Annotated in this window: 23 protein-coding genes; 13 read left to right on the top strand and 10 right to left on the bottom strand. The window is 67.1% G+C overall.

What is annotated here, in order from left to right; all coding sequences use genetic code 11:
- Positions 1–127 precede the first annotated feature (127 nt).
- The 5 genes from ABZ809_RS00640 to ABZ809_RS00620 all read left to right on the top strand — a co-directional run bounded on the left by ABZ809_RS00640 (position 128) and on the right by ABZ809_RS00620 (position 5,044).
- Positions 128–1,627, top strand: coding sequence for a SulP family inorganic anion transporter (locus ABZ809_RS00640; protein ID WP_357560208.1), 1,500 nt, complete (start codon positions 128–130; stop codon positions 1,625–1,627).
- 139 nt (positions 1,628–1,766) lie between these two features.
- Positions 1,767–2,411, top strand: coding sequence for a DUF998 domain-containing protein (locus ABZ809_RS00635; protein WP_357560207.1), 645 nt, complete (start codon positions 1,767–1,769; stop codon positions 2,409–2,411).
- 54 nt (positions 2,412–2,465) lie between these two features.
- Positions 2,466–2,837 carry a YciI family protein gene (locus tag ABZ809_RS00630; RefSeq protein WP_357560206.1) on the top strand — a complete coding sequence of 124 codons (372 nt, stop codon included), beginning with the start codon at positions 2,466–2,468 and terminating at the stop codon, positions 2,835–2,837.
- Between the two features lie 82 nt (positions 2,838–2,919).
- Positions 2,920–4,158: an RNA polymerase sigma factor gene (locus ABZ809_RS00625; protein WP_357560205.1), complete on the top strand. Its 1,239-nt coding sequence runs from the start codon at positions 2,920–2,922 to the stop codon at positions 4,156–4,158.
- Between the two features lie 52 nt (positions 4,159–4,210).
- Positions 4,211–5,044, top strand: a complete 834-nt coding sequence (locus ABZ809_RS00620; RefSeq protein WP_357560204.1) for a TrmH family RNA methyltransferase — start codon at positions 4,211–4,213, stop codon at positions 5,042–5,044.
- 5 nt (positions 5,045–5,049) lie between these two features.
- Here ABZ809_RS00620 and ABZ809_RS00615 read toward each other — a convergent pair whose 3' ends face one another.
- Positions 5,050–5,766 (bottom strand): TetR/AcrR family transcriptional regulator C-terminal domain-containing protein, encoded by a 717-nt coding sequence (locus ABZ809_RS00615; RefSeq protein WP_357560203.1) that lies wholly within the window; start codon positions 5,764–5,766, stop codon positions 5,050–5,052.
- Between the two features lie 106 nt (positions 5,767–5,872).
- Between ABZ809_RS00615 and ABZ809_RS00610 the strand changes: the two genes are divergently transcribed.
- On the top strand, positions 5,873–6,856 hold the full coding sequence (locus ABZ809_RS00610) for an NAD(P)-dependent alcohol dehydrogenase (protein WP_357560202.1): 984 nt from the start codon (positions 5,873–5,875) through the stop codon (positions 6,854–6,856).
- 134 nt (positions 6,857–6,990) lie between these two features.
- The gene (locus tag ABZ809_RS00605; RefSeq protein ID WP_357560201.1) at positions 6,991–7,455 is read left to right on the top strand and encodes a DIP1984 family protein; all 465 of its coding nucleotides are present in this window, start codon (positions 6,991–6,993) and stop codon (positions 7,453–7,455) included.
- 354 nt (positions 7,456–7,809) lie between these two features.
- On the opposite strand, the gene ABZ809_RS00600 is transcribed toward ABZ809_RS00605, so the two are convergent.
- Positions 7,810–8,466, bottom strand: coding sequence for a hypothetical protein (locus tag ABZ809_RS00600; protein WP_357560200.1), 657 nt, complete (start codon positions 8,464–8,466; stop codon positions 7,810–7,812).
- Positions 8,467–8,950: 484 nt separating this feature from the next.
- Between ABZ809_RS00600 and ABZ809_RS00595 the strand changes: the two genes are divergently transcribed.
- Positions 8,951–9,595: a hypothetical protein gene (locus tag ABZ809_RS00595; protein WP_357560199.1), complete on the top strand. Its 645-nt coding sequence runs from the start codon at positions 8,951–8,953 to the stop codon at positions 9,593–9,595.
- Between the two features lie 317 nt (positions 9,596–9,912).
- On the opposite strand, the gene ABZ809_RS00590 is transcribed toward ABZ809_RS00595, so the two are convergent.
- The 3 genes from ABZ809_RS00590 to ABZ809_RS00580 are packed head-to-tail and all read right to left on the bottom strand — an operon-like array spanning position 9,913 to position 10,567.
- Positions 9,913–10,086, bottom strand: a complete 174-nt coding sequence (locus ABZ809_RS00590) for a hypothetical protein (RefSeq protein WP_357560198.1) — start codon at positions 10,084–10,086, stop codon at positions 9,913–9,915.
- Positions 10,083–10,301: a flavin reductase gene (locus ABZ809_RS00585; RefSeq protein WP_357560197.1), complete on the bottom strand. Its 219-nt coding sequence runs from the start codon at positions 10,299–10,301 to the stop codon at positions 10,083–10,085. The genes ABZ809_RS00590 and ABZ809_RS00585 overlap by 4 nt, the downstream gene beginning before the upstream one ends.
- A complete protein-coding gene (locus ABZ809_RS00580; RefSeq protein WP_357560196.1) occupies positions 10,298–10,567 on the bottom strand; it encodes a hypothetical protein in 270 nt (89 codons plus the stop codon). Before ABZ809_RS00580 ends, ABZ809_RS00585 begins: the two co-directional genes overlap by 4 nt.
- Before the next feature lie 218 nt (positions 10,568–10,785).
- Between ABZ809_RS00580 and ABZ809_RS00575 the strand changes: the two genes are divergently transcribed.
- Positions 10,786–11,010: a winged helix-turn-helix domain-containing protein gene (locus tag ABZ809_RS00575; RefSeq protein WP_357560195.1), complete on the top strand. Its 225-nt coding sequence runs from the start codon at positions 10,786–10,788 to the stop codon at positions 11,008–11,010.
- Between the two features lie 278 nt (positions 11,011–11,288).
- On the opposite strand, the gene ABZ809_RS00570 is transcribed toward ABZ809_RS00575, so the two are convergent.
- From ABZ809_RS00570 to ABZ809_RS00560, 3 genes are all read right to left on the bottom strand, one after another.
- Positions 11,289–12,029, bottom strand: coding sequence for a hypothetical protein (locus ABZ809_RS00570; RefSeq protein WP_357560194.1), 741 nt, complete (start codon positions 12,027–12,029; stop codon positions 11,289–11,291).
- A gap of 580 nt (positions 12,030–12,609) precedes the next feature.
- Positions 12,610–12,831, bottom strand: coding sequence for a hypothetical protein (locus tag ABZ809_RS00565; protein ID WP_357560193.1), 222 nt, complete (start codon positions 12,829–12,831; stop codon positions 12,610–12,612).
- 497 nt (positions 12,832–13,328) lie between these two features.
- Positions 13,329–13,826: a hypothetical protein gene (locus tag ABZ809_RS00560; protein WP_357560192.1), complete on the bottom strand. Its 498-nt coding sequence runs from the start codon at positions 13,824–13,826 to the stop codon at positions 13,329–13,331.
- A 174-nt stretch (positions 13,827–14,000) separates the two neighbouring features.
- On the opposite strand from ABZ809_RS00560, the gene ABZ809_RS00555 reads away from it, so the two are divergent.
- The 4 genes from ABZ809_RS00555 to ABZ809_RS00540 all read left to right on the top strand — a co-directional run bounded on the left by ABZ809_RS00555 (position 14,001) and on the right by ABZ809_RS00540 (position 17,146).
- Positions 14,001–14,549: a DUF3883 domain-containing protein gene (locus ABZ809_RS00555; protein WP_357560191.1), complete on the top strand. Its 549-nt coding sequence runs from the start codon at positions 14,001–14,003 to the stop codon at positions 14,547–14,549.
- Positions 14,546–15,277 carry a hypothetical protein gene (locus ABZ809_RS00550; RefSeq protein ID WP_357560190.1) on the top strand — a complete coding sequence of 244 codons (732 nt, stop codon included), beginning with the start codon at positions 14,546–14,548 and terminating at the stop codon, positions 15,275–15,277. The genes ABZ809_RS00555 and ABZ809_RS00550 overlap by 4 nt, the downstream gene beginning before the upstream one ends.
- A gap of 6 nt (positions 15,278–15,283) precedes the next feature.
- Positions 15,284–16,078: a hypothetical protein gene (locus ABZ809_RS00545; RefSeq protein WP_357560189.1), complete on the top strand. Its 795-nt coding sequence runs from the start codon at positions 15,284–15,286 to the stop codon at positions 16,076–16,078.
- A gap of 327 nt (positions 16,079–16,405) precedes the next feature.
- Positions 16,406–17,146: a hypothetical protein gene (locus ABZ809_RS00540; RefSeq protein ID WP_357560188.1), complete on the top strand. Its 741-nt coding sequence runs from the start codon at positions 16,406–16,408 to the stop codon at positions 17,144–17,146.
- A 1-nt stretch (position 17,147) separates the two neighbouring features.
- Here the strand turns inward: ABZ809_RS00540 and vsr are convergent, their stop codons facing one another.
- Entirely contained in the window at positions 17,148–17,600 is a 453-nt protein-coding gene (gene vsr / locus ABZ809_RS00535) for a DNA mismatch endonuclease Vsr (RefSeq protein WP_357560187.1), read from the bottom strand.
- A gap of 11 nt (positions 17,601–17,611) precedes the next feature.
- Positions 17,612–18,601 (bottom strand): DNA (cytosine-5-)-methyltransferase, encoded by a 990-nt coding sequence (gene dcm / locus ABZ809_RS00530; protein WP_357560793.1) that lies wholly within the window; start codon positions 18,599–18,601, stop codon positions 17,612–17,614.
- Positions 18,602–19,368 lie beyond the last annotated feature (767 nt).

The following is a 19,368-nucleotide window of genomic DNA, read 5'->3' as shown; positions in this document are numbered from 1 at the left end:
ACCTGGGCAACGACGCCTGGACGACCCCGGTGGTCGGGTCCGTACGCGATGTGACCCTGACTGACCCGCCCCCGGTCGAGGGGGTGGTGCACGCCTGTCGACGTGCTCCCCGAGCGGAAATGGCTGTATGTCGTCTGTGCTGTCCGCGGCCCCACGCCCGCGCCTGCCCCGGCCGTCCTGGCTGTCGCCGAAGGTCTTCCGGACCGAGGCCCTCGCGGGTCTGGTCGTCGCCCTGGCGTTGATCCCGGAGGCGATCTCCTTCTCGATCCTCGCCGGGGTCGACCCCCGGGTGGGGATCTTCGCCTCGTTCACCATGGCGGTGACGATCGCGATCTGCGGCGGCCGGCCGGCGATGATCTCCGCCGCCACCGGCGCGGTCGCCCTGGTGGTCGCTCCCCTCGCCAGGGAACACGGCCTCGACCACCTCGTGGCGGCGGTGATCCTCGGCGGCGTGATCCAGATCCTGCTGGCGGTGCTCGGGGTGGCGAAGCTGATGCGGTTCATCCCGCGCAGCGTGCTGGTCGGCTTCGTCAACGCCCTGGCCATCCTGGTCTTCGCCGCCCAGGTCCCGCATCTGCTCGGCGTGCCGTGGCTGGTGTATCCGCTGGTGGCGGTCGGATTGGTGATCATGGTGGGGCTGCCCAGGGTCACCCGGCTCGTACCGGCGCCGCTGGTCACCATCGTGGTGCTGACCGTGGTCACGGTGGTCGCCCACGTCGCGGTCCCGACGGTGGGTGACGAGGGGGCGCTGCCGGACAGCCTGCCCACGCTCGGCATACCGCAGATCCCGTGGACGACGGACACGCTGACCCTGATCGCCCCGTACGCCCTGGGGATCGCCCTGGTCGGGCTGATGGAGTCGCTGCTGACGGCGAAACTGGTCGACGACATCACCGACACCCCGTCCAGCAAGACGCGGGAGGCGTGGGGGCAGGGCGTGGCGAACATCGTCACCGGGTTCTTCGGCGGGATGGGCGGCTGCGCGATGATCGGCCAGACGATGATCAACGTGAAGGTGTCCGGCGCCCGCACCCGACTGTCGACGTTCCTGGCCGGTGCCTTCCTGTTGTTCCTGGTGGTAGCGCTCGGTGACGTGGTGGCGCTGATCCCGATGGCGGCACTGGTCGCCGTCATGATCATGGTCGCGGTGTCGTCGTTCGACTGGCACTCGGTCGCCCCAGCCACGCTCCGGCGGATGCCGTTCGGCGAGACCGTCGTCATGCTGACCACCGTCGGCACCACCCTGGCCAGCCACAATCTCGCCATCGGCGTCATCGTCGGCGTGCTCACCGCGATGGTCGTCTTCGCCCGCCGGGTCGCCCGCCTGGTGGCGGTGACAAGCGTCCTCGACCCCGACGGGACGAGCCGGGTCTACTCGGTGCACGGCGAGCTGTTCTTCGCCTCCAGCAACGACCTCGTCGGCCAGTTCGACTACGCGAACGACCCCGACACGGTGGTCATCGACATGACGCACGCCCACGTCTGGGACGCCTCCTCCGTGGCGGCCCTCGACGCGATCACCACCAAGTACGCCGCCCGCGGCAAGACCGTCGAGATCATCGAGTTGAACACCCCCAGCGCCCGCATCCACGGCACCCTCGCCGGCCGGCTCGGCGTGGGCCACTGACCCACCCTGGAAATGAACGGCATCCTGCCTGCGTACGGGCCCGTTGTGGGTCAGCGAAAAAACTTTGGAGGGTGTTGTCGAAATCCGGTCGTCCCGTTCGAGGCACGAGTAGAGACCTCGAACGACAGGAAGGCCAGACATGAAGACCGACTGCACCCCCGCCGGCCCAATCACGTCCCTGCTCGGCTACGGCGTCATCGCCGGCCCGTTCTACGTGGCCGTCGCCCTGGCCCAGGCGCTGACCCGCGACGGCTTCGACCTGCGGCGGCACGCCTGGAGTATGCTCGCCAACGGCGACTTCGGCTGGATCCAGATCGTCAACCTCGTACTCACCGGGCTGATGACCGTGGCGGCGGCGGTCGGCCTGCGTCGGGCACTGGCGCCCGGCCGGGGCGCCACCTGGGGGCCGTACCTGATCGGCGCGTACGGCGTCAGCCTGGTGGGAGCCGGCATCTTCCGCGCGGACCCCGGGTCGGGCTTTCCCGTCGGCGCCCCGGAAACGGTGACGCCCAGCTGGCACGGCATGCTGCACCTGGCCGTCGCGGGCGTCGGCTTCCTCTGCCTGAGCGCGGCCTGCCTCGTCCTGGCCAACCGCCTGTCCCGGGAGGGCCGCCGCGGCCTGGCATGGTTCTCCCGCGGCACGGGCGTGTTCTTCGTCGCGTCGTTCGCCGGTCTCGCCAGCGGCGCCGGCGGCCCGGCCGTCCTCGTGTTCGTCGCGGGTGTGGTGACCGTCTGCGCCTGGCTGGCCGTGTTGTCGGCGCACTACTACCGCGCCACCGCCTGATCATCCCTGTTCGACTGATTGGCCCCGTCCACGAGACCGAAGGAGAATCCGATCATGCGCTACCTGACCCTGCTGAAGAGTGCCCAGCCGCCGACCCCGCCGCCGCCCGGCCTCATGGATGCGATCGCGAAGCTCGGGGCCGAGGCAGCCGCGTCCGGCGCGCTGCTGGACACCGCGGGCCTGGCACCCAGCTCCGCCGGAGCCCGGGTCGGCCTCTACGGTGGCAGGCTGAGCGTCACCGACGGCCCGTTCGCCGAGGCGAAGGAGACCATCAGCTACGCGCTCTACCAGGTGCGGACCAGGGAGGAGGCGGTGGAGTGGGCTTCCCGGTTCATGAAGCTGCACCGCGACATGTGGGAGGGCTGGGAGGGCGAGGTCGAGGTGCTGAAGGTCTTCGGCCCGGAGGATTTCCCGCCCCCGGCGTGACGCCCGCCCGCCCGGCACCGCCCGCCTGGTCGGGGCGGGCGGCGGCCCGGCGGCCGACGGCGAGAAGCGGGGACCGGTAGCGGTGGCGGCTACCGATCCCCGCCGGGCCGTGGAGGCGGTGTGGCGTATCGAGTCCGCCCGGATCGTCGCCGGGCTGGCCCGCATCGTCCGCGACGTCGGCCTGGCCGAGGAGTTGGCCCAGGACGCGTTGGTCATCGCGTTGGAGCGGTGGCCGGTCGACGGGGTGCCGGACCAGCCCGGTGCCTGGCTCATGGCCACCGCCAAACACCGCGCCATCGACGCGCTCCGGCGTAGCGGCACCTACCAGCGGAAACTTGAGGAGATCGGCAGGGCGACGCCGGAGGCGGAGGAGCCCGACCTGGCCGGCGCACTCGACGACTACGTCGGCGACGACGTCCTGCGACTCATCTTCACCACCTGCCACCCGGTGCTGTCGACCGAGTCCCGGGTCGCGCTGACCCTCCGGCTGCTGGGCGGGCTCACCACCGGTGAGATCGCGCGGGCCTACCTGGTCCCGGAGGCCACGGTCGGCCAGCGCATCAGCCGGGCCAAACGCACCCTCGCCGAGAAACGGGTGCCCTTCGAACTGCCGCCGCCGGCCGAGGCCGGCGAGCGGCTCGCCTCGGTGCTGGAGGCCGTCTATCTGATCTTCAACGAGGGGTACGCGGCGACGGCCGGCACGGACTGGCTGCGGCCCGCGCTCTGCGAGGAGGCGTTACGGCTCGGCCGGATCCTCGCCGCCCTGGCTCCTCGGGAGCCGGAGGTGCACGGCCTTGTCGCGCTCATGGAGTTGCAGGCGTCGCGGACGCCCGCCCGGACGGATCCGCGCGGCAACCCGATCCTGTTGCAGGACCAGGACCGGGGGCGCTGGGACCGCCTGCTCATCCGGCGGGGACTGGCGGCACTCGCGCACGCCGAAGGCACCTTCGGGCCGTACGTCCTGCAGGCCGAGATCGCGGCCTGCCACGCCCGTGCGCGCAGCAACGAGCAGACCGACTGGGAACGGATCGCCGCGCTCTACGCCGTACTGGCCCACGTCTCGCCGTCCCCGGTCGTGGAGCTCAACCGGGCGGTGGCGGTCGGCCACGCGTACGGCGCGGCCCATGGGCTGGAGATCGTCGATGGGCTGGTCCTGCCGCACTACCCGCTGCTCCCGGCCGTACGCGCGGACCTGCTGGCCCGGCTCGGTCGTGACGCGGAGGCCCGTGCGGAGTTCGAGCGGGCGGCCCGGATGAGCGGCAACGCCCGGACCCGCGATCTGTTCCAGGCCCGGGCCGACGCGTTGAGTGCCGACAGGTGACCGGCCTCTCGTGACGAACCAACCGCTTCCCCGGACGTAGACTACTGAACTCGTGGCGAGAACACTGAAGATCACCACGCGGAACGCGACCTTCCAGCAGTGGCAGGCGCTGCTGACCAACCGCACCAAGCGCCAGCGGGCGGGCGAGTTCCTGGTCCAGGGGGTCCGGCCCATCACCCTCGCGGTCGAGCACGGCTGGGCCATCCGCGCACTGCTGTACGCCGACGGGCGGGCCCTCTCCGGGTGGGCCCGGGGCGTCCTCGAACGGGTCGGCGGCGCCAGCCGGGTGGCGCTGGCGCCGGAGCTGCTGCGCGAGCTCGGAGGCAAGGACGAGGAATCGCCCGAGCTGCTCGCGGTGGTCGGGCTGCCGGAGGACGATCTGCAACGTGTACCCCGTACCGCCGACATGCTGCTGATGGTCTTCGACCGGCCGACCACTCCGGGCAACATCGGCACGCTGGTCAGATCGGCGGACGCCTTCGGAGCCTCCGGCGTGGTCATCACCGGGCACGCGGCCGACCCCTACGACCCCAAGGCGGTGCGGGCCAGCACCGGTTCGCTGTTCGCGGTTCCGGTGGTCCGGGTGCCGAGCCATCGCGAGGTGCTGGACTGGGCCGGCTCGCTGCGCGCCGCCGGGCTGCCCGTCGAGGTCGTCGGGACCGACGAACACGGCGACGTGGACATCGCCGAGCACGACCTCTGCGGGCCGAAGATCATCGCGGTGGGGAACGAGACGCATGGGCTCAGCGCCGCCTGGCGGGAGTCCTGCGACCGGATGGTGCGGATCCCGATCGTCGGGGCGGCCAGCTCCCTGAACGCGGCTTCGGCGGCGACTGTCGTGTTGTACGAGGCGGCCCGGCAACGAGCGGCGGGCCGCGCCCGCTGACCGTCCTAACGGGGGCGGCGCGACGACGTCCAGTCCTGCTGTTGCAGCCGTTCGATGCCGTCCAGCAGCAGGTCCAGTGCGAACTCGAACTCGAACTGGTCGTCGCAGCCCTGCCCCACGACCGACGCGTCGTCGTGGGACGCCGCCGTGGAGATCTCCGCGAGGTGGGGGAACCGGGCCGCGACCTCCGGCGGTAGGGCCGCCGGCGGCTCCGGCTCGGTCGCGCCGGACCGGCCGGCCTGCCGGGAGGCGTCGAAGAGCTCCTGGCTGAAGCCCAGGATCCTGCTGCCCATCGCGTGCATCACGTGGTGGGCGAGGTTGGCGGAGAACCCCCCGGCCCGGAACGTCCCGACCATCGAGTCGAGGTAGGCGAGGACGGCCGGCGTCGCCATGCTCCGCGTCTCGATCGCGAGCGGCGCCCAGGGGTGGCGCCGCAGCACCTGCCGCGCCGAGAGGATGCGGCTGCGGATCGTGTGCTTCCAGCCGGCATCGGGCACCGGCGGGTCGATCTCGCCGACGACGACGTCGATCATGCCGTCGAGCAGTTCGTCCTTGTTGGCCACGTGCTTGTAGAGGGCCATCGGCACGACGCCGAGATCCTGGGCGAGGTTGCGCATGCTGAGGGACTCGATTCCAGCCCCGTCGGCGAGCGCGACGGCGGCCCGCAGGACCCGGTCCCTGCTCAGCGGGGTCCGGCGCAGCGTCTCAGCCTGCTCAGCCATCTCGGTCCTCGTCGTCGTCGGCGGCGGTTGAAACCATAACCGCCTTGACGGGTGTACGCCGTACACCTACATTGAGTGTACGGCGTACACCCAGAGGGAGGGAAAGATGAAAGCGATAGTCCAGGACCGGTACGGCCCGCCGGAGACGCTCAAGCTCGCGGATGTCGACGCGCCCGTGCCCGCCGCCGGCGAGGTGCTCGTGCGGGTCGAGGCCGCCGCGCTCAACGCGTACGACTGGCATGCCATGCGTGGCGATCCCCGGATGGCGCGGTTGGCCATGGGGCGGTCGCGGCCCCGGGCGCGCATCCGCGGCCGCGACTTCGCCGGCCGGGTGGAGGCCGTCGGCGCCGACGTGCGAGAGGTACGCCCGGGCGACGCCGTCTTCGGCGACCTCGGCGACGCCAACGGCGCGTTCGCCGAGTACGTGTGCCTGCCCGCCACCATGATCGCGCCGAAGCCGGCGAACCTGACCCCGCAGCAGGCCGCCGCCCTGCCACTGGCCGGTGTCACCGCGCTCATGGGGCTGCGCGACGTCGGGCAGGTCGAGCCCGGCCAGCGGGTCCTCGTCAACGGCGCCTCCGGCGGCGTCGGCACCCTGGCCGTCCAACTGGCCAAGGCGCTCGGCGCGACCGTGACCGGCGTGTGCAGCACCCGCAACGTCGACCTGGTCCGCTCCCTCGGCGCCGACCACGTCGTCGACTACACCCGCGACGACTTCACCCGCGACGCCCGCCGGCACGACGTCGTGTTCGACCTGGTCGGCAACCGCTCACTCGCCGCGCTCCGGCGGGCCCTGACTCCGAACGGGACGCTGGTGCTCTCCGGCGGCGGCGTGTACCGGGGCGGCAGCCTCGTCGGACCGGTCTGGCTCCTCACGCGCGGGCGGCTGCTGGCCCCCTTCGTACGGCAGCGCATCGTCACCCTCACGACGGCGCCCAGCCGTCAACACCTCGAAACGCTCCGCGCCCACGCCGAGGCCGGCCGCCTCACCCCGGTCATCGACCGGACCTATCCGCTGCACGAGGTGCCCCAGGCCATCCGCTACCTCGAAGGCGAACACGCCCGGGCGAAAGTCGTCATCACCCTCTGATACACGGCACCTGCGTGATGGTGCTGCTCTCCATTCCGGCACTACCAACGTGCCGTCGAAATGTGCCGACGGGCGTATCGGCAGGGCGGAAAATGGGCGAGCGATGCTGATCTTCGGTGGCCATACTGGTGTCCATGAAGCTGGCTGAGGCACTTGCGCTGCGCGCGGATGCGGCGCGCCGCGCCGAGCAACTCCGCGCCCGCATCACCGCCAGCGCCCGCTACCAGGAGGGCGAGGCACCCGCTGAGGACGCCTCGGCTCTCCTCGCGGAGGCGGGCGAGGCGCTCGGCGAACTGGAATCGCTGATCCGGCGGATCAACCGCACCAACGCCGCCACCAGGTTGGAGGGTGGCACGCTCACCGACGCACTCGCGCGCCGCGACGTGCTCCGTCTGCGCCACAACGTGGTCACGTCGGCGGCGGACGCCGCGGCCGGCGAGGGCCAGCGCGCGTACCGGCAGCTGCGGTCGGAGCTGAAGATGATCCCGGCACTGCCGGTGGCGGAGCTGCGCAGGCAGGCCGACGATCTCGCCCGGCAACTGCGCGAGGTCGACACGCTGATCCAGCGTACGAACTGGGAGGTCGAGCTGCTGGACTGAGGAGTTGCGGAGCAGGTAGCCGACGTGGAGGCGTGCACGAACCCGAGAGCCGGCGGGTAATCCGGCTCACTCCTGGCGCGCCGAGGGCAGGCGCAGGGGTTCGACTCCCCGCACACACCGCACGCCCAGCACAGCACACAGGTGACGGCGCACAGGGCACGGCACACCACCGGGTGCAGATCCACGACGGCGAGGGTGGGACAGGGGACTTCCGCGACCTCCTACTGCGCCCGGACGGTGCCGGGCGGTTGGCACCACCAGGCTCGGACCGTCAGGGCGGCGACAACGACGGGTGCGAGTACGACGACCAGTGCCAGCCCACTGCGGAAGTCGCGCGGCAACCAGAGCACGTTGTCACCGATCCCCGCCGCGTGGGCGCGCAGCGCCAAGCCGTACGCCGACAAAAGCGCCGCTGCGGTCACGCCGACCCGGCGCCGTATCGCCTCGGCCCCTCGCATGGTCCTGGCAGGTCGTATCGTTCTGGCGGGTCGCGTCGTCCCGGCGGGTCGCGTCGTCCCGGCACGTGGCGAAGCCGGCCGCCGGGACCCGGGCGGGCACCGAAACCGCGTTCTTTGCCCCGGTCTGTGCCGGCCCCGTGCCGGTGAGGGCGGCCTGCACCCGCAGCAGTCCGCGCACCGCCCAGCCCAGCAGCGGGAAGACGAACAACAGCACGCCGATGCCGTGCACCGCCCAGGCGCCTGCCAGCGTGGGGCCGCCCCAGGCGTCGTAGTACGTGCTGGCCCAGACGCTGCCGTCGTGAGCAACCAGGCCGAGGAGGGGCCGCAGCGGGTAGCCGACGTTGACCAACATCAGTCCGGCGAGCACGGCCGTGACGGCGGTGGCCGCCGCCGCGAACGGCAGCGCGAGTACGCCGGACACGAACCGGCGGGACGCGATGGCCCGCATGGCGGACGGCACCGCGACCACCGCCACACCGAGCTTGCGCCACATGGCGGTGCCGTACGTCTGCCGGATGCAGCGGCGTACGCCTGATGCCAGTTGCTTCGTCATGCTGGTCGATCCTTCTCCTTCCCGGCAGCCCCGACCACAGGGTTTCCCCTGAACCGCCCCGGAAGATCAAGGGCGTCCATCTGGTCGCTGTGGTCAGTGGTTCTCAATTCCGGGAAAGACTCGCGAACACTCTATTGTCGAGTAGCGGGGTCGGCGTGGCCGATGAGATCATCCGGTTCACGTCACGGTGGTAGTCGCAGACCATGAGTAGTTGTACACGATATAGCCCCTATGAACGGCGATCTTGTCGTATAGCTCGCGATCGTCGCGTCGACCTCAGTGTTCCAGTACAGGCGTGGGGCGCCGTGCTCATCGGCATCCTGCGCCCTCCGATGGCAGCTGGCGGGCCAGCACGACACGCTTCAGGCATTCACGGTCTAGCGGCAGACCATGTGCCCACTGGACAAGTAAAGAATGTCCGAGCACACTACGCTCCGGCCACCTGTCCGACTCTGGATGATGCGTTAAACGGTGGCTTCACTTGATGCGTGACGGCATTGACGGAGTCGACGCGGCCGGGCGCTACGGTTTCCCCGTGTCGATTGACCTTGAGGCGTTCTTGCCGAGACCCGTCCCGTTCGCCGCCGTGATGGCTGCCGCACGGAGCACCCTGGCGGAACTTCTCGGCATGGACGAGACACCCGAGTTGCACGTGGTCGTTGACCGACGTTACGAGCAGGGGCGTCGCATCGCTGCGAGTCGGCGGCTTGGTAGCGCGGAATTGGTGTCCACCGCCATCGGCAGCCCCATCGACCCCAAGTCCAACGGTTCGCCTGGCTCGATCCACTATGAAATCGACATCTCGGACAGCAAGGACGGCGTCTGGCTGATGCTCATGGACCATGCTCCAGGGGCCGGCGGCGATGTCGGAGCCGTCTTCAGTCCCTACCGCACGTGTGTGAGCGTTGTGGTAGCGACGGCCATGGCTCTGGCCGTCGCCGACCTCGCGGGTGGAGAGTTCATCGACGAGCAGATTCAAATGCTGCGCCCCGGCCACACAGACCCCCGCCACGTCGTCACGGCGACTCGCCTGCCACGCGGCCAGGGTGCGTTTGTCATGAGATGCGAACGCTACCTACGCCAGTTCCCGCACCTTGGAGGCTGGCCACGCGCCGTATCGATGCCCTAGCCGACGGCTACAAGATCGTCTAGCCGGACATGTCGCCATCATTTGACCTCAATCCGTCACGCGTCAACTGGAGCACCTCGCGCAGACCAGGATTGGAGCTGAGTTGTGCCCTGGTTGTGTCCGATGATCGGCGTCCGACGTTTCGGCAGCTCAGGGGCGGTATGTGGTGGGCCGCCAGGGACTCGAACCCTGAACCTATGGATTGCCGGCGAACCGGTTGGATCCGGGTGTTGTTCGAGGTCATCCGGCCTGTAGACGGGTATCTCGGTCCGGTTCGGCTGGCACGGTTGCTGTACTTCGCTGCTGTACTGCTGGCGTCAGATGAGGCGCTGGATGCGGACCTTGGGCTGCTCGTTTCTCAGGTGGCCTTCCTTGTGCTGGCGGACCTGCTCGTTCCAGGCCTCTTGGTCGTAGTCGGGGTCGGGTGGGATCCACTTGTGGGAGCCGTCGCTGTAGTGGAACTTCTCGTCGCCGGGTCGCAGGATGCTCATCGGGTCCAGCCGAGGAATCGGTGGTGCAGGTGGCCGGCGTGAACGTGGGCCAGGTCCTGTGCGGCGTCGACGAGCTGGGCGGCCAGGTAGAGGGCTAGCGACACCGGGGCGCGGTCGTACTCCGCTCGTAGCTCGCGCCTTCGGGTCTGGCAGGGCCAGTCGGCACCGCATCCGTCGCATGTCCAAGCTGGTGTGATCGGGAGGTGCGTCGTCATCGCGGCGCATCCTGGCTCGGCCAGTGGCCGCGGTTGATCGGGATGGGATGACGGCTTCGGCAGGGCAGGTCGCCGCCACAGCGGCAGATGCGCCGCCAGTGCTGCCATGACCAGACGGGTCGGTGCCGGCGGGCGAGGGTCAGCGCCGCAGCCAGGACGTACTCGTCGTAGGACACGCGCCGCCGGCTGTTGTCCTGCCTCTGGTGGTAGCCGGTATCCCGCACGCCACCTGCGGTCGAACCAGTTGCATCGTTCGGTCTGGTCATCACACCTCCCGCCGACGCTTGGGATCCCGTGGGCACCCGGTCAGCCGTGTCCGGAGACAGGGCACCCACGGCAGGACGACCCGGCCGCCAAGCTGGGTAGCCCCACGAGCAACTTAAGACGCAATGTGCGCAGGGTCAACAGCTACGACACATAGCGTTGTAAGTCGAGCCAGAGGTGTGGTCTGCTTGCACCAGCCGCCAAGCTGGGAGCACCACCTATGTCTGAAGCTGCCTACCTACAGGTCGCCCGGGAGATCCGAGAGCAGGTCAGCTCCGGCCAGTTGAAGCCGGGCGACAAGCTGCCCTCGTTCGCCGCCCTTTGTGAGCACTACGAGGTCAGCAATACCGTCATCCGCGCCGCCATGCTCCTGCTCAAGGCCGAGGGCCTGATCGACGGCCGGCAAGGCAAGGGCGTCTACATCGCCAACCCGCTTCCCAGGTAAGCCCCGGTCGCCCTCTGAAGGGCGCGACGTCTCGCTTACAAGCTCTGTGCGTCGCGTCCGCCCTCGTCCGGGAAGGGCTGCACGCTCGGAGGTTAGTCCGTGCCAGCGCGCCTCAGCGTGCTGCCGTCCGGCGCGGTTGCTGTCAGCGTTGCTGTCGACAGCCGTTCCGTCAGCGCCCCAGGTCGGCCCCGCTTGAGGATGCGGACGTGAACTATCGGTCGCTTCCACCTGGTGGCGGGCCGCCTCGCGGTCAGCACCGCTGGGGAAATCGGCCCCGATTACTGCGTAGCCCAGCGGCTACGTGGGGCGAACCATCCAAGGTCGGGGAACCACGCGATGCATCGCCCGAGCGGGTAGGCCCACACCCACAGGTGCGTGATCTCTCTCGGTAGGTGCGGAGGCTCCGTCGGCAGCTCGCTGTAGCCCTCGTCCAGTGCATGCCAGGCGGGCCATGGCGTGCTGAACGAGAAGCCTATGAAGGCGTGTCGTTCGTCGGATCCCGTAGTCGCCAGCTTGCGCCGGACATCGAGCCGTCGCTCATCGCGCACGAACGAGGCAAGATAGTCGCCAAAAAAGGCCCAGTCCAACTCCGCCGGACCACCTATCCCATGGGCGGCAATGTGGATCACCGGCGTCTCCGCTGCCCGGATGCTCCGCGACGCCAGCCGTACCACGCCCGCCGCGGCGAGCAGGCGAACATCGACGTTGCGGTGTTGTTCGAGGCGTTGGTCGAACACGGCGATCTCGAAGGTGTCGCCGCTTGCATCGAGCTTTTCGAGGATCGGTGGTAATGATCGTTCCAACCTGCCGACTCGGGCTGTTGCCGCCAGAGTGACCCACCAGACCCTTCCCAGGGTTGGGGCGGCCATTTGGAACTGACGCTTGAGCACTTCGCTGCCGAGAGCGGCGTAGGCCTCGTCTAGGTCCTGAGTGATCTCACCGTACGCGGTTCGACCGTCCCGATACTCGATCCGGAGATCCGGCATACCGTCGGCACTGCCGTCATCTTGAAGCACCACGTACTCACCCGTGAGCCGGGCTACTACTCGGGCGGCGGCACCCTCAAAGTCGCCTTCATAGCTCGACCAGTCTCGGAGGCGCTTCCGCTCAGACCGAAGGTCATCCGGGTATCCAGGGGGGAACTGGCGCACAGACGCACCTTACTTCGAGGACTCTGAAGGGTGGGCTGCCGCCAAGCGGACCTCGCGGCGTGCAACTGGCGACCTACGCGTTACGAGTCTCGCGGCCTGCTCGCCAGCGTGGTCCTAGTCCGTGTCCCCCCCCCCCGCCTGCGGTCCGCCGTTGGTCGTCGGCTTGGCTGCTCTGTTGGTTGCTCGCCTACGACACACGGTTTAGGAAGGCGACTGCGGCGGGTTGGTGAGCATGTCCTTGACCTGGCCGAATGGCTCAGTCACCTACGCGGTCGTCCAAGATCATTGCACGTACTCTGCACGGCCCCCGGTCCGGCGTCTTGGGCTGCTGCGTCCGCCCGACGAGGTGCATCCGAGTCCGTGAGCCAGCGGTGGTCGTAGCCAAGATGATCCCAGTGAGAACGCATCCATCGTTGCCTCCGGACAGAGGAGGTACGCCACAGGTACCTCAGTTTTTGCCCAGCAGGTGCCGTCGCTCCGGGGCGACACAGCCGGGTAGCCCATGGCAGAGGTCGGCAAGTTCATTGATCTGCTCACGCCGCTTCAGCAAGGTCTCCAGCGACTCGTCGTCCACCGGAGCCGTGTAGAACCGGATCTCCAGGAAGGCCAAGTGCAGGAGCTGCAAGACGGCCTGCTCGGCAACTACCTGCGGCGGCTCGACGGTCGTCACTGGACGATTCTCTCCCGGGCCGCTGACGAGTCGACACGCATGCAGTCGTCTTCCGGCAACCGCAGTTTAAAAGATCGTTTCCGGCTGTCCCGGTCTGTCCGTTGTACCTGGTCACTGACGGTGCCGTGGTGCCCGATCATGACCGCTGCTGACCGTTTGGGACACCGGCTACGGGCACATGGGTGGCACGGCTGCGCGATGGGGTGCGCGGCTGTCTGGCGGCGCGGCTCACCGCCCCTGGCCTTCGGGCCGGGGGCGGCTTGCCGTGTCGCCAGCTCTCCGCGCGCCTGGACCCCGGTATCCGATGGCAAGCCGCGAAGCGGCGCGGCAGTCGATCGCCCCAGGTGCAGCGACAGCCGACTACCCACGCGATCGTCACGGCATCGCGCGTTCCGGCTGCGCCCGCGGGCACGGGCTCCGGACAAAGTCTCGGGATCCACACGCATGGGTGCCGCTCGGCAACGGCCGTAGGCTTCAATCGCCGGGGCCGCCGTTGGCTAGACGTCCTCTCCGGCCACGAACGGGCTGTATCCGTGCGGCAGTTCGCTGACCTGCAAGTCGGAGAAGATCACGGTGAGGGCGTGAGCGTTGGTCTCGATCCGCACCTCATGGAACTCGATGCCGACCGCTTCGGCCCAACTGTGCGCCGAAGGCGATTCGTCCACCACCTGCGCGCCTGGGTAGAGGGAGTGCCACTTCACGCCCCATACATAGCCGTCCAGGTCGACGCCGGTCTCATGGTCGATGAGGCGATCGTCCAGGGACTCGCGCCAGGTCGGCGGCGCTACAGTCGTTTGGCAGCTTGCCTCGACGCAGTACCGGAACAGGTAACGGAGGTAGGCAGGCTGGATCCCGGTGTCAGGGTCCGCAGTGGCATACACGATGACCTCGTAGTCACGCATGTAGTCGGTAAACCCGTGGTACACCAGCGCTTGGTCGAAAACGTCGTCTAGCGCCTGCCTGAGCACCGCAGCATCCACGGCGTAGTTGTACACCCATGATGAGGATGCCTGCCCGCCGCGTCGGCCGATGCCGGCCGGAGGCCGCCAGCAGGCCGAACGCGAGCGAGCGCGCCGCGCTTGCGCGGCGCCTTGATCCTAAAGAGACTGTTCCGGCAATGTCGACGTCAGGCCTCGCAAAGTGGACGCTGCCGTGATTGAAGTCATGCCGTGCAGATCGTCCTCAACCACTACCACGATGTCGAAAAATACGCCGTGGAAAATGTCGGCGCCCGCGAGAGCTACGACGTTCGGGCGACCCGCGGGGTCGAGGAGCTGCACATCGAGGTCAAGGGCTCGTCAGGACTGGCAGACAAGGTCGAGCTGACCTTCAACGAGGTTGCTCACGCGTACGACACCGAAACTTACCTCGTCATAGTCGGCCAGATCCAATGGCGCAAGCTCCCCGACGGCACCGTCGAGATCAGCGGAGGACGAGCCCGCCGCTGGACCTCGCGGACGTCAGCGGAGGAGCACTTGACGCCTTCCAGGTACTGGTATCGACCGCCAGCCCACATCGACGAACTGCTGGTTCCGCGCCAGCACATTGCCTGGTCACCGAACTTCAACGCTCCGATGGGAAGTCCATCCGACCCGACGACCCTGAAGGAGGCCCAAGCAGGGTTGCAGCGACCCAGCATCGTCACGTACCGTCAACGGCCTCTGACCGGCAACACTCCACTGGGGAGTCGACCCGCACGAGGGATAGGATTGACATGAGTTGGCGCGACAATGAGCTGGCCCTCAACGCCCTTGCAGTGCAGGGCTACTACGACGAGGAAACCAGGACTCTCCACCAAGACACCTTGGCGAGTTCCCTGAGGGATGTCTTCCTCCGGACCCCCGTGAGAGCCTCGAACGACGACGTGCTCGACAAGAAGAGCAGACTCTTTCAGGTTGGGTTGACGAAACCGGAGTTGCTCGACAAGGTCCTTCCAGGGTTCAGGGAAAAGCACCAGCTAAACGACGAGGAGCGGCTACTCCTCAAGAAGAATCCCAAGGATCACCCAGACCTCGAAGAGCGAAACGCAGCGGTCAACGAGGTTGGCACCCTTCTCTGGGGCACGATGGGGAAGACGAGCCGGTCCGGGGCGGTGCAAGCGCTCCTCGTTCAAAAAAGCCTTCTGCTCATCGAGGCTAAAGCAGTCCGGGAGGGCGTGCAGGTCGTCGTCAAGGCCGCGACGGACGACCAGGACCTGATTGTCGAGTACTACATCCGGCCTCGCGGGGACCAGCTCGTCCGAGTCAGCGGGGGTGTGCGTGACGACTGCACCATGGTCGGCATGACGTTCGAAGGCATCAATGAACGCATGAAGCGGGAACTCGGGATCAGCGTCACAACAGCAGTCGGTCGCCTGATGCAGGTGGCGAGTCCGGATCTGGCTGCCCTCACTGGTGGGGCGACAAGAAGCACGAAGGCCATCTCGTCGGGATCGTCGAAGGGCTAAATGCGCATGACCTCCCGCTCGTGGGAGGCCCTTGTGGTCGAGGCGAAACGAATGCATGAGTCGAACCGCCTCGACCGTTGGGCCATCGGCGACTTGGCGATTGAGGCAATTCCACCCGGCAAAACAAGGGCCGAGAGGTCAGCGGTACAAGAGAAATTGAAAGAGTTCTCTGCTGCAACTGGCCTTTCATTGAGCCTACTCAAGGACTGCCACCGGACTTCCGAGAAGTGGCCCTCGGGCATGCGGATCCCGGACATCTCTCACGCCAAGCACTCTCGATACGCGTCTCGTCCGAACCGACTCAGCCTGCTATTGAATGACGAGACAGACGATGGCCTGAGTGCCCGAATCCGCGAGAAGGTTGAGAAGGCCGAGTCTCTGCTAAGTGATCCGGAGCTGCGCCAAGCGCTGACCCATCGGTCCAAGTCGCGGAGTCGACACCTCAAGGCGGCCGCGAAAGCCATTGAAGACGAGGAGCTAATCAAGGCGCGGATAGCGCTGAGGATTCAGGAGCAAGACGCCCGTGCGCAGCTAGCGGCACCAGAAATCCTAGCAAAGGCAGAAGAACGCGCGATCAAGGCGAACCTAGCGCTGGCACGGATGGTCACAGAGTTGCTCGACCTCAAATCTGTCACATTTGACATCCCGCCAGCATACCGCGAGAGAACGACCGAGTACGTCTCTCAGGTTCACAGAGCTGCACTGCAGGTCCTCGACAAGCTTCGCCCTGAGGAGCGGTCACCTCAACCCCGTATCGTCATAATTGATCATGATGAGCAGCCGGGGGCAGAGCACCCATAACAGGGCGAGGGCTCCACCCGAGCGACGTCTTCTACGCCGCTCGGGTGGAGTTTCGTCAGGCCGAGTTCCGCCATCCGCTCCAGGGCGTGTCCGTTCGCATCGGGCCGCGCTGCAAGGCCGATCGTTAGCTGACAGCGCGCGTTCCATCGCCTGGGTACCGCTGAGGCCAGCCTCAGCAGTAGCTGGCACCCTGGCTAGACAGCCCTGAGTGGCTGCTCCCCGTCAGCCAGCGGTAAGTCGCCAGATCCCGCCACCGGCCGCCCGGAAGGCTCTCGCCCCGGCCCACCCGTCGGGGCACTGTGGACTCATGTAGGGCAGGATGTACAGGTGCCCTTCAATCAGGATGATGGCCGCGAGAGAGCCATGGTTGCCGCGCTCAACCTTGAGCAGCCGCCGGACCGGGCGCGGCACGGATACGACGCCCACCTCGATCTCGACAGCGGTGGACGCTTGCACCGCCTACTGTTCGAATGCAAGTCAGCTCCCCACAATAAGGATTTCGGCACCGGAAGAGACACTGGCTTGCGGCAGCTACAGCGGTGGGCGGATATGCACTTCGTCTTCGGCTGGTTCGAGCCGCGGGACAATCAGCCACAGCGACTCTGGTACGGATCGCCCGGCATGATGCGAGCCTGGAATGATAGGGAGCAGGCATATCTGATTCCGGATCTGGAGTTGCTTCACTATGTCCCCGCCACGATCGACAGTGAGGCCGTCACCCACATCCTGGGAGACAAGGATGTCTATACTTACGAGGAATTGAGGGTGCTACTAAAGGCTCAATGGGATGCGGACCAGATATCGGGGCGGCCCAATCTCTACCTAGAGAATGCCGATATTCGCCGAGGCAGGCGCGCGGCGGATTGTCTGTACAGTCGGGAGGTAGCGGAATTTGCTGTGCGGGAGCGAGTCCACTACCTACTCGCCAGGGGCGGGACCGTGAATAACCGGAAAATCACAGCCCGCTACGTCAAAGAGAACTGCGTGGAAATCGTGGGCCCCCGCTGGTCGGCGAACTTCTATGCCGCGGTCGAGGAGGCGTGGGCAGAGGAGAACGGATGGGGCTAATCTAACTTTCTTTGCTGCTGACAGCAGGCTTCCATCGCGAACGCACGGCCTGATATACCTTCTCGGCTGCCAACGGCGGATCCTCGTGTTCCCAGATCCTTATGACGAGCCACCCCTGGCTGACCAGTACCGAGTCAACTTCCCGGTCCCTGGCAACGTTCCTCTCCAGTTTCTGATGCCACCAGGGGCCATTGTTTTTCGGAAAAGTGCCATGCTCCGGGCAGCGGTGCCAGAAGCAGCCATCTACGAACACCGCCACCTTTGCCTTCGAGAAGAGCAAATCGGCGCGTCGACGCTGGCCAGGAAGCGGAGAATCTACACGGTAGCGTAGACCACGACGATGTAGGAGCCTTCGCAGTAGTATTTCCGGCCGCGTGTCCCTTGTCCGCTGGCGTTGGAAACGCTTGCGTACGGCTTCGCTAACCGGCTGCGGGCCAGGCAGTCTCGTGACCATGGGAAGTCGAGCTAGGCAGCCTTGGCCAAGGCTGCAGCGACGGCTCTAGCCACTTGGTAGCCGAGAGGCGGCGGCACCGCGTTCCCAATCTGACCCAACATCATGTAGGTCGCACCCACGAAAGGCCAACCGTCCGGAAATCCTTGGATCAACGCGACGTCGGGTACCGACAGACGAAAGTGTCCGTTCTGCGCGACGAATCGATGGGCCATCTCTCTGGTCATGGCGACACCGTTGGGCCAGATCGCTAGCTGCTCAAACTTCTTTTTCGCGGAGACGCTGTTGAGAATGGACGTCGTGTTGCGGGGTCCGTTGAGCGTGCTCCGGATCGTGGGGCTGAGATCGTCGAAACCGATGTCGGGTAAACCAAGCGCAGCCCTCACTCCGAGCCCTCTTCGACGCCCGTCGCCTGAGGGCGAGTTCGGCCGGCAATGAGTCGGCTCGGGAGACCTGTACCTACGCGCCGTAACCTTCGAACGGAATCCGACAAAGAAGACTCGCCGGCGAACCTGTGGTACTCCAAAGTCTCCAGCGTGCAGCACCGTAACCGGAGCTATCGTGTACCGCTCACTCAGTGGGGCGAGAATATTTGCAGTTACATATTCTGAGAACTTGGAGTCAGCCAGAGCTGACACGTTCTCGCCGACGAACGCGGCCGGCATGATTTCGAGGGTCGCGCGGACGAACTGGGGCCACATGTCACGCGGATCAAGCGCACCGCGCTGACGTCCAGCGTGGGAAAATGGCTGACACGGAGGACCCCCGTGCAGAACGTCGACTTTCCTGCGCCATTTCTTCCAGTCAACGTTCCGAACGTCGCCGTCCTCGCCGCCAAATACCTGCCAATCTGGCCGGGCCTTGACGATCGTGGCCGCCGCATCTTCCATGATCTCGTAAGACGCGACGTGGTCGAACCCGGCACGTTCGAAGCCGAGGTCTAGACCTCCGCCGCCACTGAACAGTGATAGGGATCGTAGGCCGGTAGACGAAATCGCCGGCATTAGGTCATTCGTATCAAGCGCGGGTATGTTGATCGGGTGGAGCGGTGCTAGGCCTTCGCCTCTGAGGGCGGCGGCCTTGGCCTCTCTCGCTCTACGGGCTGACTCCCGAAATCGGGATCGCTCCGCAGCCGTCAATGATCGTGGTTCGTGAAGCGGTGACGTCGATCGGATGCGACTAGGCACCGCCTCCGGCAACTTTCTCTCAACCGGCGCCTCCGACACTTCCCTCTCACTTTCCACGTAGCGAGCCTATTCGGAACGACCGTAGTTGGGCGAGCAGCGGACCGTTAAAGTTCCCCGTGCTCACGTGACGGTTCTCCACCCTCGCCGATGAAGACTACCGGCAGCTCCTGCCCGGCCCCTCTTGCCGTCCCGGTGCTTGACGGATCTGTCTCAGGCTCATCTCCAGCCGGTTGCGAATCCTCATCCCGTCTGCCGTCGACCCGCCCTCCTGGAAAGCGGGTCACCGCCCGGCCCGCCATGTCAAGCGGACCTTGACGCTGGTTCGGGCGCTGGCGGGTCGGGCGGCGGTCTACTCGGCTTGCCCGGGTCGCTGGCAGAGGGGAAGGCTACCGTAACCACCACGCACCGCGACCCGCCGACGATGCCCCGGCCTTCCTGGAACTGGACCGCCCCGGCCGGAGGCGCAGTAGCCGCTACCCCGCGAGCGCTGCCGGCTCGCCAACGCGGCCGGCGTGCCCTCCCCTACGCCGCGCGGGCTCGTGGCCGCGCGGCCCGGCCGGCTGCCGGACCATCCCTCACCCGTC

This window comes from Micromonospora sp. NPDC047074 (genome assembly GCF_040643815.1).
Classification (GTDB): Bacteria; Actinomycetota; Actinomycetes; order Mycobacteriales; family Micromonosporaceae; genus Micromonospora.
Note: the sequence above shows the minus strand (reverse complement) of the source record. Positions and strands in the feature narration are given on the sequence as shown.

What these genes read in the sequence shown, in the direction of transcription:
- ABZ809_RS00640 (WP_357560208.1), top strand. Translation starts at nt 128, where the DNA reads ATGTCGTCTGTGCTGTCCGCGGCCCCACGCCCGCGCCTGCCCCGGCCG.
- ABZ809_RS00635 (WP_357560207.1), top strand. Translation starts at nt 1,767, where the DNA reads ATGAAGACCGACTGCACCCCCGCCGGCCCAATCACGTCCCTGCTCGGC.
- ABZ809_RS00630 (WP_357560206.1), top strand. Translation starts at nt 2,466, where the DNA reads ATGCGCTACCTGACCCTGCTGAAGAGTGCCCAGCCGCCGACCCCGCCG.
- ABZ809_RS00615 (WP_357560203.1), bottom strand. Translation starts at nt 5,766, where the DNA reads ATGGCTGAGCAGGCTGAGACGCTGCGCCGGACCCCGCTGAGCAGGGAC.
- ABZ809_RS00610 (WP_357560202.1), top strand. Translation starts at nt 5,873, where the DNA reads ATGAAAGCGATAGTCCAGGACCGGTACGGCCCGCCGGAGACGCTCAAG.
- ABZ809_RS00605 (WP_357560201.1), top strand. Translation starts at nt 6,991, where the DNA reads ATGAAGCTGGCTGAGGCACTTGCGCTGCGCGCGGATGCGGCGCGCCGC.
- ABZ809_RS00600 (WP_357560200.1), bottom strand. Translation starts at nt 8,466, where the DNA reads ATGACGAAGCAACTGGCATCAGGCGTACGCCGCTGCATCCGGCAGACG.
- ABZ809_RS00595 (WP_357560199.1), top strand. Translation starts at nt 8,951, where the DNA reads ATGCGTGACGGCATTGACGGAGTCGACGCGGCCGGGCGCTACGGTTTC.
- ABZ809_RS00590 (WP_357560198.1), bottom strand. Translation starts at nt 10,086, where the DNA reads ATGAGCATCCTGCGACCCGGCGACGAGAAGTTCCACTACAGCGACGGC.
- ABZ809_RS00585 (WP_357560197.1), bottom strand. Translation starts at nt 10,301, where the DNA reads ATGACGACGCACCTCCCGATCACACCAGCTTGGACATGCGACGGATGC.
- ABZ809_RS00580 (WP_357560196.1), bottom strand. Translation starts at nt 10,567, where the DNA reads ATGACCAGACCGAACGATGCAACTGGTTCGACCGCAGGTGGCGTGCGG.
- ABZ809_RS00575 (WP_357560195.1), top strand. Translation starts at nt 10,786, where the DNA reads ATGTCTGAAGCTGCCTACCTACAGGTCGCCCGGGAGATCCGAGAGCAG.
- ABZ809_RS00550 (WP_357560190.1), top strand. Translation starts at nt 14,546, where the DNA reads ATGAGTTGGCGCGACAATGAGCTGGCCCTCAACGCCCTTGCAGTGCAG.
- ABZ809_RS00545 (WP_357560189.1), top strand. Translation starts at nt 15,284, where the DNA reads ATGACCTCCCGCTCGTGGGAGGCCCTTGTGGTCGAGGCGAAACGAATG.
- vsr (WP_357560187.1), bottom strand. Translation starts at nt 17,600, where the DNA reads ATGGTCACGAGACTGCCTGGCCCGCAGCCGGTTAGCGAAGCCGTACGC.
- dcm (WP_357560793.1), bottom strand. Translation starts at nt 18,601, where the DNA reads ATGCCGGCGATTTCGTCTACCGGCCTACGATCCCTATCACTGTTCAGT.